Below are 13,844 nucleotides of genomic sequence, written 5' to 3'. Positions count from 1 at the left end.
CCATGTCCGCGTTAGATCGGACGGAACGGTTTGCCAGGCAAGCCGTTCACGTGAGGCTACCAGGGGAAATTCCAGGAGTGTTTCATCTCAACGAAGAGGGGATACACGATGCCTGCTTTTATGTTTGAGAAGATCTCGCCGCCCGTCCGCCGCGGCCCGGCCCCCCCGATCGCCAACAAGAAGCAACGCGGCGTCATCGTCCAGATGCTGGACCGGTTCGCCCTGGCGCGCGTCAAACGTACCAAGCAGGAAGAAGAAAAGGGCGTCATCGCCCGCTACAAACCTCCTGAGCCTCCTGAATAGGAGCGTTTTCGAGCGAAGTGGATCCGGTTCGCGTGAAGAAAACGCGTCAAAACTAAAAGGGTTTCTAGCCCGCGTTGCGCAGCAGCAGGCTGCTCCAGCCTTCTATGCGCAGATGACGCGCCGGGACCAGGCCCCGCGCACGATAGGCTGCTATCACCGAAGCCGCCTGGGGCGTCAGCAGTCCCGACAGGATAACCAGCGCCGATGGTGCCAGATGCCGCGCCATCGGCGTTGCCAATTGCCGCAACGGATTGGCGAGGATATTCGCCAGCACCAGATCGAACGGGCCGGCCTGCGCGAATTGCGGCGCCGAGAAGCCGGTGGCGGGGATCGCCTGCACAAGATGCCCGGCTTCGTTCAGCCGGGCGTTTTCCTGCGCAACCCGCACCGAGAGCGGATCGATGTCGCTGGCCAGCACGTTCTCCTGCAGCGCTTTGGCCGCCGCGATCGCCAGCACGCCGGTGCCGGTGCCGAGGTCGAGCACGCGCCGCGGCCGGTGCGCTTTGAGGACGTGATCGAGCAGCAGCAGGCAGCCGCGCGTGGTGCCGTGGTGGCCGGTGCCGAACGCCAGCGCCGCCTCGATCTCGATGCCGATCTTGTTTGTTGGCACCCGCGCGCGGTCGTGGTGGCCGTGCACGACGAAACGCCCGGCGGGGACCGGAACGAGGTCCTCGAGCGTGGCCTTGACCCAGTCCTTGGCCTCGACCGTGTCGAAGACGATGGTTTTCGCGGCTTCCTCGCCGGCGGCGTTGGTCACGAGCTGGCGCACCAGCGCCTGATCCGGCGCGACGGCAAAATGCACGGAGACATCCCAGCGGCCGCCCGGACCTTCAAACGCGGCGATGGCGGCCTGCCCCTCAAAAAAGACTTCGGTAAGTATATCGACGACTTGCTTGGCGGCGGTCTCAGTGCCGACCGCGAAGGCCGCACGGGAGGTAGCAGGGGTGGAGGTCATTGGGGAACCACGAGAAAACAGCGGAAAGCTCAAACTTGAGCAAGCTTCAGTTCATAAGGTCGGGAGAACCTGCCACTGGCAGCGGCCGGCGGAACTCGGTTCCATGGCCTCTCTGAAGTACCCCAATCATGGCTGATCTTGCCAGCCCCATTTCCAGCATAGGAACCACTCTCCCAATTGCTCTCCATGAATTCGTCGAGGGCACCCATCATCTCATTCCCTGATTGATTGAGCGGTCGCGGCTGGTGTGCGGTCCGCGCTTGCACAGCTTGTCGAGCCTTGACGCAACGCTTTTCCACAACGTCATGCACCGGAACATACAGGAGGCTTCCACAGGCTGGCCCATTGGTTTGCCCGGCTTAGGCACCGGTTTCTCCACCGGTGGTCCAACGGTTTTCCACACCTTGTCCACGGCGAAGCGATCGCAATTTTCAAGGCTTGTTAGCCAATTCACCGCCGATTCACAGCGTTTGCTGATCGGAGCTGCGACCGGGGATGCGGGAACCTGGCGTAAACGGGCGCATGCCAGGATCGCTGCCGTAAATAAATATTAACAAGGGAGGAATTGAAATGGCCAAGATTACGGCAGTTATTGCAGTCATGTGTGCGTTGAGCGCTTTCGTCGGCTATCCGTCGGCTGAAGAGCGCCGCCAATCCGCGATGGAGACGATCTCGCCGCTGGCGATGATGCAGACCGCGCGGGTGCTTCCGACCGAAGCCTACGACGCCATCTAACCACCGAGCAGGGCGCGGCACCGGCAACGGTGTTGCGCCCCTCAACCGAACAGCGCGCGGTGATCGCCCAGGATCACCTTGGCGGCGTTGTGGCCGGGGGCGCCGGTGACGCCGCCGCCGGGATGGGCGCCCGAGCCGCAATGATAGAGGCCCTTCAGCGGCCCGCGGTAATCGGCATGGCCCAGCATCGGCCGCGCCGAGAACAACTGGTTCAGCGTCAGCGCGCCGTGAAAGATGTCGCCACCGAGCAGACCGAACTCGCGCTCCAGATCGAGCGGCGACAGCACCTGTCGGCCGACGATGCTCGCCGCAAAGCCCGGCGCAAATTTGTCCACCGTCGCGATCATCAGGTCGGCCACTTCCTCGCGATGGTCGTCCCACGATTTTCCGTCCGGCAATTGCGGCGCGACGTGTTGGCAGAACAGGCTCGCGACATGCTGGCCGGGCGGGCAGAGCGAATCATCGAGCGTCGAGGGGATCAGCAGCTCGACCACCGGCTCGCGGCTCCAGCCCCGCTCGCGGGCGTCCTGCCAGGCGCGGTCCATGTAATCGAGACTGGGGGCGAGGATGATCCCGGCCGTGAGATGATCGCCTTCGCCCGGCAGCGCCGTGAACGAGGGCAGGGCGGTCAGCGCCACATTCATCCGGAAGGTGCCGGAGCCGTTGCGCCAGTGGGTGATGCGATCGAGGAATTCCGGCGCCAGCGCTTCTCGTGGCACCAGCCGCGTGTAGAGCAATTTCGGATTGACGCCGGAGACGACGTATTTCGCGCGCACGGTCTGGCCATTGTCGAGGATGACACCAACCGCGCGGCCGCCTTCGACCATCACTTCGCGCACGCCGGCGTCGAGTTCGATGTCGGCGCCATGGCCGCGCGCCGCGCGCGCCATCGCCTGCGTGATCGCGCCCATGCCGCCGATGGCGTGGCCCCACACGCCCTTTTTGCCGTTCACCTCGCCGAACGCATGGTGCAGCATCACGTAAGCGGAGCCCGCCGCGTAGGGGCTGGCGTAATTGCCGACGATGGCGTCGAAGCCGAACAGCGCTTTTACCAGGTCGCTTTCGAAGCGTTCGTCCAGCATCTCGCCGGCCGAGCGCGTGAACAGATCGAGCAGGCTGCGCTGTTGTTCGAGCGACAGCTTTTTCAGGATGCTGGCGGTGCCGAGCGCGTTGAAAGTCTCGCGAATCGCGCCGAGGCTGAACCCTTCGACGATGTTCGGCGGGGCGCGTAGCACCAGTTGCCGCAATACATCCGCAATGCCCTCCAGCTCGTGCGCGAACGCATCGATGCGATCGGCGTCGCGCGGGCTCAACTTGGTGACTGAATCCCGGGTGCGGCCTTCGCCGGTGAGGAGATAGCTGCCATCGGGCGCGGGCAGGAAATTCTGTGCGCGACGTTCGACGATGCGCAGGCCGTGCTCGGCCAGCTTCAAATCGGTGATGATCTGCGGGTTGAGCAGGCTGACGGTGTAGGCGGCCACCGAATTGCGGAATCCCGGGTGGAATTCCTCGGTCACGGCGGCGCCGCCGACCACCTTGCGGCGCTCGACCAGCTTCACGCGCAGGCCGGCCATCGCGAGATAGGCTGCGCAGGTGAGGCCGTTATGCCCCGCACCGATGATGACGACGTCCGTTTCGTTCATGTGCGCTTCAATATCTGTGTGGTCATTCCGGGATGGTCCGAAGGACCAGACCCGGAATCTCGAGATTCCGGGTTCGCGCTTTCGCGCGCCCCGGAATGACGTTCCTCCATAGCGAAGATGTGAATGTCCGCACAGCATCAAATGAGGGATTTGACGTCCCGGCCTGCATTGCCGACGCAGGTACCTTATGCTCCATTGCGCTCTCGCGGCGCCCTGTCGCCAAGAATCCGCCCTCCGGCGCCCGCCGGGTCCATGCCGGAGCTCTCATGAGCCTTTCTGAACCGTCCGCCGCCACGGACCTGTCGTCCGATTCCCGGAACCGGATGGTTCTGGTGGTCTACACCGCGGCGATTTTCGTCAGCGCGCTGCTGCTGTTCTCGGTGCAGCCGCTGTTTACCAAGATGGTGCTGCCGCGGCTCGGCGGCTCGCCGGCGGTGTGGTCGGTGGCGATGGTGTTCTTTCAGTCGCTGCTGCTGGGCGGCTATGCCTATGCGCATTTTCTGATGCAACTCCGCAACCGCGCCGTCCCCGTGACCGTGCATCTGGTGCTGCTCGTCGTTGCCATGCTGACGCTGCCGCTGTCGATCTCGAGCGGCTGGGGCGAGCCGCCGAATTCGGGCTATGCGGTCTGGTTACTGGGTCTCTTTGCGGTATCGATCGGGCTGCCGTTCTTCGCGCTCGCCGCCAACAACCCGCTGCTGCAGGCCTGGTTCGTCCGCACCGGCCATCCCAGCGGGCCCGATCCTTACTTTCTCTATGCGTCCTCCAACATCGGCAGTTTCCTGGCGCTGTTGTCCTATCCGGTGCTGCTGGAGCCCATGTTTACGCTCCGCGCGCAAAACCTGATCTGGACCGGCGGCTATGGCCTGCTGATCGTGCTGATCGCAAGCTGCGCAATATTGCTGCTGCGTTCGCCGGCCAATGCGGCTGACCTGAATATACCTGCCGACGATGCGGATGCGCCGGCGCCGTCATGGATGACGCGCGCGCGCTGGATTTTCCTCGCGGCGGTGCCGTCGGGTCTGCTGATCGCGGTGACCGCGCATATCTCCACCGACGTCGCCGCGGCACCTCTGTTATGGGTGCTGCCGCTGTCGCTGTATCTGTTGACCTGGGTGCTGGTGTTCCAGTCGCGGCCGCTGCTGCCGCACAAATGGATGTTGCTGGCGCAGCCGCTGGCGATCGCCGGTGTCGTCGTGCTGCTTGCCTTCGGCGGCGAGCAGAATTTGCTGCTGACGCTCGGCGGGCATCAATTGTGTTTCTTCGTCATCGCGATGGCCTGCCATGGCGAACTGGCGCGGACGCGGCCGGCGGCCAAATATCTCACCGGCTTCTATGTCGCGTTGTCGTTCGGCGGCATGATCGGCGGTCTCTTCGCGGGCCTGATCGCGCCGTTCACCTTTTCCTGGATCGCCGAATATCCGATCCTGCTGGCACTGGCGGCGTTGTGCCGGCCGACGGGAAACGAACGGTTACCGCGCTGGAGCGCCTGGTACTGGCCGTTCCTCGCGGCGCTGGCGGTGGCGCTGATCGCACCGTCCTGGTCACCAGGCAAGGTCATGCACTGGCTCGACGATCACCGCGTCTGGATGATCGGCGCGGTCGGCGTGCTCTCGGCATTGCTGGCACTCGGGCTGAACGCCAGCCGCTGGAAGATCTTTGCAACCGTGGTGGTGGCGCTGGTGCTGCTGCGCGCTTACCCTTCCGACGACGGGCGGGTGGAGACCGTGCGCAGCTTCTTCGGCGTCCACAAGATCGTGGTGACGTCGAACGGCCAGTATCATGTGCTGATGCACGGCACCACGATCCACGGCGCCGAAAAATTCAAGAACGATGACGGCACGCCAGTGACCGGCCGGCCCGAGCCGATCACCTACTACCACAAGGATGGCGGCATCGGGCAGGCGATCACGGCGGTGCGCGAGCGGAAAGGGGCCGCGCTGCGGGTTGCGGTGATCGGGCTTGGCTCCGGCACGCTGACCTGCGCCTCGTTGCCGGGCGAGGACTGGAAGTTCTTCGAGATCGACCAGACGATGGTCGATACCGCGCGCGATCCGAAATATTTCACCTATATCAGCAAGTGCGAGCCGGACCTGAAGCCGGTGATCGGCGATGCGCGGCTGACCTTCGCGCGCGAGCCGAACGGTGTCTACGACCTGATCATCGTCGACGCCTATTCGTCTGATGCGATTCCGATTCATCTGGCGACCGAAGAGGCGATGGAGATCTACAAGGAAAAGCTGGCGCCGCAGGGTGTGGTCGCGATGCACGTTTCCAACCGGCATCTGGAGCTGTCCAGCGTCGTGGTCGGCATTGCCGATGCCAACGACATGAAGAGCTGGGTCTACAGCGAGGATTCCGGCCGCGACAGTGAGTACATCTTCTCGACCTCGGTGGTGGTGTCGGCACGGCAGGAGGCTGATGTCGGCGCGCTCGCATCATCGGACAAATGGGCCGAGACCGAAGCCGAAGACCACCAGCGGGTCTGGACCGACGATTACTCCAACGTGTTGGGGGCCGTTTGGCGCCGGATGCGCGACGGCGAACAATAGGCCCATTGCGATAATTCGTTGCCGGTCTAGAGTCCCGTTTCGATTCAATCGAAACGCGACTCCAGATTCCTTATCCTGACGCATTTTCTTGACGCGAACCGGGTCCACTTCGCTGGAAAGCGCCTATATGGTTCGGCGCGCTCGCAAAACGAACGGAATTTCGTGATGGCCAATTTCACTCCCGCGTCGGCTGCGATCGGCGGCGCGCTGATCGGCCTTTCCGCCGTGCTGTTGATGCTGCTGACCGGCCGGATCGCCGGCATCAGCGGCATCGTTGCGGGCCTGCTGAATTTTCGCAGCGAAGACAAAGCCTGGCGCATCGCCTTCATCGCGGGGCTGATGCTGGTTCCCGTTATCGCCGGATGGATCGGCTACGGCATGGCGCCGCCCAAGCTGCCGGCCAACTGGGCCGTCATCGTGGCGGCGGGGCTATTGGTTGGTTTCGGCACGCGGCTCGGCGGCGGCTGTACCTCCGGTCACGGCATTTGCGGGATTGGACGGCTGTCGGTGCGCTCGATCGCGGCGACCATCGTCTTCATGGTGACGGCGGTGATCACCGTGGCCGTCACCCGCCACATGTTGGGAGGCTGAGCCATGGAAATCATGTCGCGGACCATCGCGCCGTTGTTGTGTGGCCTGATCTTCGGAACCGGCTTGCTCGTCTCCGGAATGGTACAGCCGACCAAAGTGCTCGCATTCCTCGATATCTTTGGCGCGTGGGATCCAAGCCTCGCCGTGGTGATGGCGGCGGCATTGGCTGTCGCCACTCCCGGCTTCATGCTGGCAAGGCAGCGCGCGCGGCCGGTGCTGGCCGGGCAGTATTTCTGGCCGGGCAAATCCGACGTCGATGCGCCGCTGGTGCTGGGCGCAGGACTATTCGGCATTGGGTGGGGTCTCGTCGGATTGTGCCCGGGACCGGCGCTGGAGAGCCTAGCGACGCTGTCGCCGGGCGTGGTTGTGTTCGTCGTGGCGATGGCCAGCGGGATGTTTCTGCACGACAAATGGCAGGCGTCGCGGCCAATAGTTCCCCGCGATGCGTCAGTTGTCCGTGCCGCGGACGGCTAAATCCGTTCGAGCTCGCCCGTTGTCAATTTGGCCAGTCGACGGGAGTTGATGACGATGAGGCCGCCAGGTTTGCGCGTTAATCCTGGTAGGTGAACAGCCCGCGCCGCTGGTAATAAGGCTGCGGCTGCGGCTGGTAATAGCCCTGCGGCGCCGGCGCGTAGCCGCGGTTGTCATAATATTGCTGCTGCTGCGGCTGCTGCTGCGGATAGGCCTGCGCGCCGTAGAGGCGGCGGTCGCGCGGCGCCGGATAACGCGCCTCGCCGGAACTGCCGTCGGCCGGATAGATGTAGCCGTCGTCGGCGCGACCCTGCGGCACCATACCGGGCTGCGGCGTGATCACGACGGGATCACCGGCGGCGTTGGATTGCTGTTCGTATTGCGGCGCAGGGGCGCGACGCGCGACGGCGTTATTGGTGCGCGGCCGCGGATTGCGCGCCAATGCCATCTGGGATGAGCCGGTCAGCGTCACCGTGGTGTTGAGCACGCCCTGCTCCTGCACCAGCGCATACAGCTTCGCGGCGTTGTCGCGCGACAGCCGCACGCAGCCATGCGAAGCCGGGGAGCCGAGCCGGTTGACGGAATCGGTGCCGTGAATGGCGTGACCGACCTTCGTGAAGAAGATCGAATGCGGCATCGGCGCTTCGTCGAATTCCTTGGAATAGTGGTCTTGCTCCATGCGGAAGGCGCGGAAGCTGCCGTTCGGCGTTTCATACGAGGGAAGGCCGCTCGACACCGGCCAGCGATAGCGCTCGACGCCGTCGACGGCGACGGTCATCTGCTGGCTATCCTTGTCGACGGTGATGGCGACTTTGGCCTGCGCGGCGCTGGCCACGAACAGCACCAGGCCGGTGACGGCAACGAGGAAGGAACGCATTTTACCTTTGGCCTCCAGGCCGTTTTACCAAAGCGCCATGAATGCAGGCGCCGCAGCTCTCCGTCCCCCGGCATCCAATATGCCCGGAATCCAGTCGCCGTTCCAGCGGCCTGCGGACCCATCGTTAATGCGCCCCACGGCGCAAACAAGGCGGAGAAGGGGCTGAATCCGACTGATAGTGCTGACTTTTTCGCGAGCGGCGGCGCTCATCCGGGCTACGCCTCCATTTCAATTCTTCAACCGATACCCCGTCCTGAAGATCCACCACACCAGCACCATGCACACCGCCAGGAAGCCCAGCGTCATGCCGAGGCTCAGAGCAACGCTGACGTCGGCGATTTCGTAAAAACTCCAGCGGAAGCCGGAGATCAGATAGACCACCGGATTGAGCAGCGTGATGGTGCGCCAGCCCGACGGCAGCATGTTCACCGAGTAGAAGCTGCCGCCGAGGAAGGTCAGCGGCGTCACCACCAGCATCGGGATCATCTGCAGTTTTTCGAAACCGTCGGCCCAGATGCCGATGATGAAGCCGAACAGGCTGAAGGTCACCGCGGTCAGCACCAGGAAGGTCAGCATCCACCAGGGATGCATGATGTGCAGCGGCACGAACAGGGCTGCGGTGGCGAGGATGATCAGGCCGAGGATGATCGATTTGGTGGCGGCGGCGCCGACATAACCCAGCACGATCTCGAAATACGACACCGGCGCCGACAGCAATTCATAGATCGTGCCGACGAATTTCGGGAAGTAGATGCCGAACGAGGCGTTGGCGATGCTCTGCGTCAAGACCGACAGCATCACCAGCCCCGGCACGATGAAGGTGCCGTAGCTGACGCCGTCGACCTCGGTGATGCGCGAGCCGATCGCGGCGCCGAACACCACGAAATACAGCGAGGTCGAAACGACCGGCGAGACGATGCTCTGCAGCAGCGTGCGCCAGGTGCGCGCCATTTCGAACAGATAGATGGCTTGAACGGCTCGCCAGTTCATGGTGACCTCACCAGGCTGACGAAGATGTCTTCCAGCGACGATTGCGTGGTGTCGAGGTCGGAGATGCGGATGCCGGCGTTACGGAGGTCGCTGAGCAGGCTGGTGATGCCGGTGCGGTCGCCCTTGGTGTCGTAATTATAGGTCACTTCTCGGCCATCCTCGGACAGTTCGAGATTGTAGGCGGCCAGCGCCTCCGGGATCGCCTCGACCTTGCTCTGCAGGTACAGCTTGAGGTGCTTCTTGCCGAGCTTCTGCATCAGCCCGGCCTTGTCCTCGACCAGGATGATCTCGCCCTTGTTGATGACGCCGATGCGGTCGGCCATCTCCTCGGCCTCTTCGATGTAATGCGTGGTCAGGATGATGGTGACGCCGGAGGCCTGCAGGGCGCGCACCACTTCCCACATGCCCTTGCGCAATTCGACGTCGACGCCCGCGGTCGGCTCGTCGAGGAACAGGATCTGCGGCTCGTGCGACAGCGCCTTTGCGATCATGACGCGGCGCTTCATGCCGCCGGACAGCGTGACGATCTTGGAATCCTTCTTGTCCCACAGCGACAGGTCCTTGAGCACCTTCTCGATATGGGCGGGGTTCTTCGGCTTGCCGAACAGGCCGCGGCTGAAACTCACGGTCGCCCACACCGATTCGAACGCATCGGTGTGCAGTTCCTGCGGCACCAGCCCGATCAGCGAGCGCGCGGCGCGGTAATCCCTGTTGATGTCGTGGCCGTCGACGGTGACGCGGCCTTCGCTCAAGTTCGCGATGCCGCAGATGATTGATATCAGCGTGGTCTTGCCGGCGCCGTTCGGACCCAGCAGCGCGAAAATCTCGCCGCGACGGATGTCCAGATTGATGCCGTTCAGCGCCTTGAAGCCCGAACCATAGGTCTTGGACAGGTTGGCGACGGAAATGATCGGGGACATGGAGAGCATGGTCGCAGTCTGATCTGGAATTATGGCAACTGAGATGGCGCAGCGCTGCGGCCGCGTTAGCGCGGGCGGGGGCAGCGGGAACTTTCAGATAGGAATGCGCGGGCCGCTTCGCAATCGGCGAATGGAATTATTATCTCTTGCTAGTGCTTTTTCTTGGCCGGCTTTTTCGCGGCCGCGCCTTTTGCCGCCGCGGCCGGCTCGGCCTGCTCGGGCACTTTCGCCAGCGTCATGATCTGCGTCTGCGCATTGACGGCTCCGTTGGGACGGGCGGGATCGAGCAGTTGCTCCTCGCCCAGGCCGACCGACTGCAGCCGCTTCGCCGAGATCTTGAAGGTGTTGACCAGGATATCGCGGATCGCGTCGGCGCGCCGCTGGCTGAGGAAGACGTTGTGGTCGCGCCGGCCGGTCGATTCGACATGGCCGACGATCAGGAACGTGTAGTTCAGCAGTGCGGAGTTGACCAGCGTGTCGGCCAGCCGTCCGATGGTCTGATAGGATTCCGGCCGCACGATCGGGGTGTCGGTGTCGAACTGGATGTCGACATTGAAGCTCGGCAGCTTGTTCAGTTCGGGCGCGATCGGCGGCCGCTTGTTCGGCGGCGGCTCGTTCTTGCCCCTCTGTTTCGAGCGCTCGAGGACCTGCTGGCGCAGCGCGGGGATATCCAGCTCCAGCGGTGTTTCCAGCCCGCTGAGCCTGGTTGCGACGTCGTCCTGCGCCCGGTAGCCGACGTCGGCGATGGACTTGGTGCATCGCGCGCTCACGGTTGGCAACGCCAGCAGGCAAGCCAGGGACTTGAAGACCTCGCGTCCCTTGCCGCCACACTTCTTGACGACTTCGAACTCGCATTCCCGCCCGACGGTGGCGCGCGCCGCGATGCGTTTCTGGATCGCATCGAACGCCCGGGGATAATCGGTCTTGCACGCCGCCGACATCACGTCCTGGTTGCGATAGAGACACTCCTTCAGGCGGGTGGAGTCGATATTGACGCCGCGGCAATTGGCGGTGATGTCGGGGGCGCAGCTCTTGCCGAGAATGGCGGCCCCCTCGCCAAAGCTGATCGTCTGCGCCGACGCCAGCGACGGCGCCGTGAGCGCAAGGATCAGCAGGATGGATTTGCCCCGGAACATGGTTGCATCTCAACCGATGAATCCGCCATTGGTCAAGGGCTTGGGCGAACAGAATGCCGTTCTGTCATATTGTCCTGTGTCGTCCCGGCCTTGAGCTCAGATGCGCAATTGCGCATCGGGGGACCCATACTCCGCGGCGGTCGTTGTTTGCAGAAGGTCACTAACGCCGGCGATCTCACCGATGGGCCGCGGCGTATGGGTCCCGGCTCAAGGCCGGGACGACGTGGATATAGTTTCGCATTCTCGCGACGCATTGCGCCCGAGGTTTTGAGAATCTTCCCGCCCTCGAAAAATCAGAGGGCGCAGGGAATGCCGGGTGCGCGCTGCACCCGCGGTCTCGTGTGCGAATAGTGCAAAGAAAGCTGCACACGAGCATACAGGGCAGCGGAGGCACTCCGACATTCCCTGCGCAGTGGCTTTACGGCTTATAACGCGATCTCCCCGGTCGGGCCGTGCTCGTTGTCACCGTCGCCGCGCAGGGCGTGAGCCCTTGCGCAACTTGACGCCAGCATACGGGGCGTCAGGACCACGCGTCTTTACCGTACGCTCAAGCTGCGCTCGTCAGTCGCAACCCTTGCGTCCACCGCGACCTGTCCCTCGTTGTGACGTTGGCCAACGCCCCTCTGAGCGGGACAGGATGGCGATAGATATGCCCTGATTTTGTTTTCGGGAAAAGCGAAATATTTTTTATTCTTGGGCTTGACATCATTTCTGAAGATCAGAAATTATTTGCCAGTCGGGTTGATTTGTCGCACCCGCCGCATCCATATCGTTGTTGCGCACGGGACGACTCAGTTCGCTGCGCGAAGGAACAGAGAGACAGGCATCCTCAATCCATGCCGATTATTGCGCTGAACCGATAAGTCCATACACATTTAGCAGGCTAATCGCATGGTGTCGGATGCCCTAGATTGGGGCCCATGCTTCAGCACGCCCATGCTTCAGCACACAGCCATCGCCTCGTTAGAAGGCATTCCCGCGGAAAGGCCTCGAGCCAATATACCGCCCGCGCGATGGTTGTTCTCTGCGCGGCGGGCCGCCGCCATACTTCTTCGTAATTCATCGTGCGAGACCGCACGAAATCCCGACAACCACAGGAGATCATATGAAGGTTCTTGCCATGACACTTGCGTCACTGTCCTTATTTGCGTCATCCATGGCAGTAGCTGACCCGACCAAAGCGCGTGCTGATGTGGCTTCTGTAGCGCCAGCGCTTGAAAAATACCGACAGGAAACGCTATTCGGCGATTTGTGGAAGCGTCCCGGCCTCAGCGTCCGTGATCGCAGTATCGCAACGCTTGCCGCACTGATTGCGCGCAATCAAACCGCCGAGGTGCCGGAGTATCTCAGCTTCGCGCTCGATAACGGCGTCAAGCCATCCGAAATCTCCGAAATCGTGACCCATCTGGCATTCTACGCGGGCTGGGGCAACGCGATGCAGGCGGTCGCGGTCGCCAGGGAAGTGTTCGCCGTTCGGAAAATCGCAACAGAGCAGCTTTCCCCGGCAATGCCAAAACTGCTTGCCCTCAACGAAGCTGCCGAAGCGGATCGCGCGAAACGCGTTGGCGAGCTTTATGGCGCGGTCTTCCCGGGTGTTACGCAGTACACGACCGATGTCCTCTTCCGCGATCTCTGGCTGCGGCCGGGGCTTGCGCCGCGCGACCGGAGCCTTGTCACGATCAGCTCGCTGGTTGCCTCCGGGCAGGTCGCTCAGCTCACCGGCCACGTCACGATCGGGATGAACAACGGGCTGACACAGGCCGAGATCGCAGAAGCCATGACGCATCTCGCCTTTTATGCGGGCTGGCCCAACGTGTTCTCCGCGATGCCGGTGGCCAAGGACGTGTTTGAAAAGCGAGCGCGCTGACGCGTTGCAAGAGAGCTGACATGAAAACGAGAACAACTGCGCTGCTTGCGGCCGTCGCTTCCGTAGCGATCGGCGCATTCGGAGCGGTCTTTGCTCAAACGCAAAGCCAGCCCAAGCGACCTGCCTTTTACATTTCCGAATTCGAGCTCAGCGATCCGGAAGGCATCAAACCCTACAGCCAGCAGGTAGAAGCGACGTTTGCGCCGTTCACTGGCCGCTATATCGTGCGCGGCGGACAAACCGCGTCCCTGGAAGGCGATCAGCCCAAACGCATTGTCATGATCGCCTTCGACAGCATGGCACAGGCACAAGCCTGGTATGACTCGCCGGCCTATCGTGCGATCAGGCCGATCCGTCTTCAATCGGCGAAATCCCGTGTCTATATCGTTGAGGGTGCACCGGAGGTGCGATGAGCAAAGATAGAGGCGCAGAAGCCTGCGTGCGCATCATCATTGGCGACACGTCGATTGAGGCAACCCTGGCCGACAGCGACGCGGCGCGGGATTTCGCGTCCCTGTTGCCGCTCACGCTTTCCATGAACGATCTTTTCCGGCGCGAGAAGTTTGCAGCGTTGCCAAGGGCGATTTCCGAACGAGGCAAGCGCACACATGATTACGCGGTGGGGACCATCGGCTATTGGCCTCCCGGGCCGGACGTGGCGATCTTCTATCGCCATGATGGAGAGCGCATTCCGGCACCCGGCCTGATCGTTATTGGCAAGGTCAAGGCGGGAGTGGAAGCTCTCTCTGTGCGAGGCGCGATAAGTGCCACCATCAAACGGTCATGAGTGAAGCGCGTGGGAGG

14 protein-coding genes are annotated in these 13,844 nt (G+C 62.8%); 8 read left to right on the top strand and 6 right to left on the bottom strand.

Going from position 1 to position 13,844, the window contains the following annotated elements:
• Positions 1-108 precede the first annotated feature (108 nt).
• Positions 109-303 (top strand): hypothetical protein, encoded by a 195-nt coding sequence (locus JQ567_RS13460; RefSeq protein WP_212439244.1) that lies wholly within the window; start codon positions 109-111, stop codon positions 301-303.
• A 64-nt stretch (positions 304-367) separates the two neighbouring features.
• Here the strand turns inward: JQ567_RS13460 and JQ567_RS13455 are convergent, their stop codons facing one another.
• On the bottom strand, positions 368-1,258 hold the full coding sequence (locus JQ567_RS13455) for a 50S ribosomal protein L11 methyltransferase (protein ID WP_212439243.1): 891 nt from the start codon (positions 1,256-1,258) through the stop codon (positions 368-370).
• A 570-nt stretch (positions 1,259-1,828) separates the two neighbouring features.
• Here JQ567_RS13455 and JQ567_RS13450 point away from each other — a divergent pair.
• Entirely contained in the window at positions 1,829-1,993 is a 165-nt protein-coding gene (locus JQ567_RS13450) for a hypothetical protein (RefSeq protein ID WP_212439242.1), read from the top strand.
• Positions 1,994-2,034: 41 nt separating this feature from the next.
• On the opposite strand, the gene JQ567_RS13445 is transcribed toward JQ567_RS13450, so the two are convergent.
• Complete coding sequence (locus JQ567_RS13445) at positions 2,035-3,636, bottom strand: NAD(P)/FAD-dependent oxidoreductase (RefSeq protein WP_212439241.1); 1,602 nt, start codon at positions 3,634-3,636, stop codon at positions 2,035-2,037.
• 266 nt (positions 3,637-3,902) lie between these two features.
• On the opposite strand from JQ567_RS13445, the gene JQ567_RS13440 reads away from it, so the two are divergent.
• The 3 genes from JQ567_RS13440 to JQ567_RS13430 all read left to right on the top strand — a co-directional run bounded on the left by JQ567_RS13440 (position 3,903) and on the right by JQ567_RS13430 (position 7,253).
• On the top strand, positions 3,903-6,188 hold the full coding sequence (locus tag JQ567_RS13440; protein WP_212439240.1) for a spermidine synthase: 2,286 nt from the start codon (positions 3,903-3,905) through the stop codon (positions 6,186-6,188).
• Between the two features lie 165 nt (positions 6,189-6,353).
• Positions 6,354-6,779, top strand: coding sequence for a YeeE/YedE family protein (locus JQ567_RS13435; protein ID WP_212439239.1), 426 nt, complete (start codon positions 6,354-6,356; stop codon positions 6,777-6,779).
• Between the two features lie 12 nt (positions 6,780-6,791).
• Entirely contained in the window at positions 6,792-7,253 is a 462-nt protein-coding gene (locus JQ567_RS13430; RefSeq protein ID WP_212439280.1) for a DUF6691 family protein, read from the top strand.
• Positions 7,254-7,329: 76 nt separating this feature from the next.
• Here JQ567_RS13430 and JQ567_RS13425 read toward each other — a convergent pair whose 3' ends face one another.
• The 4 genes from JQ567_RS13425 to JQ567_RS13410 form a co-directional block, all read right to left on the bottom strand.
• Entirely contained in the window at positions 7,330-8,127 is a 798-nt protein-coding gene (locus JQ567_RS13425) for a L,D-transpeptidase (RefSeq protein ID WP_212439238.1), read from the bottom strand.
• A 228-nt stretch (positions 8,128-8,355) separates the two neighbouring features.
• Entirely contained in the window at positions 8,356-9,117 is a 762-nt protein-coding gene (locus JQ567_RS13420) for an ABC transporter permease (protein WP_212439237.1), read from the bottom strand.
• Positions 9,114-10,037 (bottom strand): ABC transporter ATP-binding protein, encoded by a 924-nt coding sequence (locus JQ567_RS13415; RefSeq protein WP_212439279.1) that lies wholly within the window; start codon positions 10,035-10,037, stop codon positions 9,114-9,116. Before JQ567_RS13415 ends, JQ567_RS13420 begins: the two co-directional genes overlap by 4 nt.
• Positions 10,038-10,186: 149 nt before the next feature.
• A complete protein-coding gene (locus tag JQ567_RS13410) occupies positions 10,187-10,816 on the bottom strand; it encodes an OmpA family protein (protein WP_249165453.1) in 630 nt (209 codons plus the stop codon).
• 1,462 nt (positions 10,817-12,278) lie between these two features.
• On the opposite strand from JQ567_RS13410, the gene JQ567_RS13405 reads away from it, so the two are divergent.
• The 3 genes from JQ567_RS13405 to JQ567_RS13395 are packed head-to-tail and all read left to right on the top strand — an operon-like array spanning position 12,279 to position 13,827.
• On the top strand, positions 12,279-13,040 hold the full coding sequence (locus tag JQ567_RS13405; protein ID WP_212439236.1) for a carboxymuconolactone decarboxylase family protein: 762 nt from the start codon (positions 12,279-12,281) through the stop codon (positions 13,038-13,040).
• 20 nt (positions 13,041-13,060) lie between these two features.
• Positions 13,061-13,453, top strand: a complete 393-nt coding sequence (locus tag JQ567_RS13400; protein WP_212439235.1) for a DUF1330 domain-containing protein — start codon at positions 13,061-13,063, stop codon at positions 13,451-13,453.
• Positions 13,450-13,827: a cyclophilin-like fold protein gene (locus JQ567_RS13395; RefSeq protein WP_212439234.1), complete on the top strand. Its 378-nt coding sequence runs from the start codon at positions 13,450-13,452 to the stop codon at positions 13,825-13,827. Before JQ567_RS13400 ends, JQ567_RS13395 begins: the two co-directional genes overlap by 4 nt.
• Positions 13,828-13,844: the final 17 nt, after the last annotated feature.

The sequence above is a fragment of the Bradyrhizobium sp. AUGA SZCCT0431 genome (assembly GCF_018131065.1).
Lineage (GTDB): Bacteria > Pseudomonadota > Alphaproteobacteria > Rhizobiales > Xanthobacteraceae > Bradyrhizobium.
The sequence above is the reverse complement of the archived record's forward strand: the minus strand, read 5'-3'. Positions and strand labels throughout refer to the sequence as shown.

Excerpts from the sequence above, each read along its gene's own strand:
- JQ567_RS13450 (WP_212439242.1), top strand. The coding sequence starts at position 1,829 with ATGGCCAAGATTACGGCAGTTATTGCAGTCATGTGTGCGTTGAGCGCT.
- JQ567_RS13425 (WP_212439238.1), bottom strand. The coding sequence starts at position 8,127 with ATGCGTTCCTTCCTCGTTGCCGTCACCGGCCTGGTGCTGTTCGTGGCC.
- JQ567_RS13445 (WP_212439241.1), bottom strand. The coding sequence starts at position 3,636 with ATGAACGAAACGGACGTCGTCATCATCGGTGCGGGGCATAACGGCCTC.
- JQ567_RS13430 (WP_212439280.1), top strand. The coding sequence starts at position 6,792 with ATGTCGCGGACCATCGCGCCGTTGTTGTGTGGCCTGATCTTCGGAACC.
- JQ567_RS13460 (WP_212439244.1), top strand. The coding sequence starts at position 109 with ATGCCTGCTTTTATGTTTGAGAAGATCTCGCCGCCCGTCCGCCGCGGC.
- JQ567_RS13400 (WP_212439235.1), top strand. The coding sequence starts at position 13,061 with ATGAAAACGAGAACAACTGCGCTGCTTGCGGCCGTCGCTTCCGTAGCG.
- JQ567_RS13395 (WP_212439234.1), top strand. The coding sequence starts at position 13,450 with ATGAGCAAAGATAGAGGCGCAGAAGCCTGCGTGCGCATCATCATTGGC.
- JQ567_RS13455 (WP_212439243.1), bottom strand. The coding sequence starts at position 1,258 with ATGACCTCCACCCCTGCTACCTCCCGTGCGGCCTTCGCGGTCGGCACT.
- JQ567_RS13440 (WP_212439240.1), top strand. The coding sequence starts at position 3,903 with ATGAGCCTTTCTGAACCGTCCGCCGCCACGGACCTGTCGTCCGATTCC.
- JQ567_RS13415 (WP_212439279.1), bottom strand. The coding sequence starts at position 10,037 with ATGTCCCCGATCATTTCCGTCGCCAACCTGTCCAAGACCTATGGTTCG.
- JQ567_RS13435 (WP_212439239.1), top strand. The coding sequence starts at position 6,354 with ATGGCCAATTTCACTCCCGCGTCGGCTGCGATCGGCGGCGCGCTGATC.
- JQ567_RS13405 (WP_212439236.1), top strand. The coding sequence starts at position 12,279 with ATGAAGGTTCTTGCCATGACACTTGCGTCACTGTCCTTATTTGCGTCA.
- JQ567_RS13420 (WP_212439237.1), bottom strand. The coding sequence starts at position 9,117 with ATGAACTGGCGAGCCGTTCAAGCCATCTATCTGTTCGAAATGGCGCGC.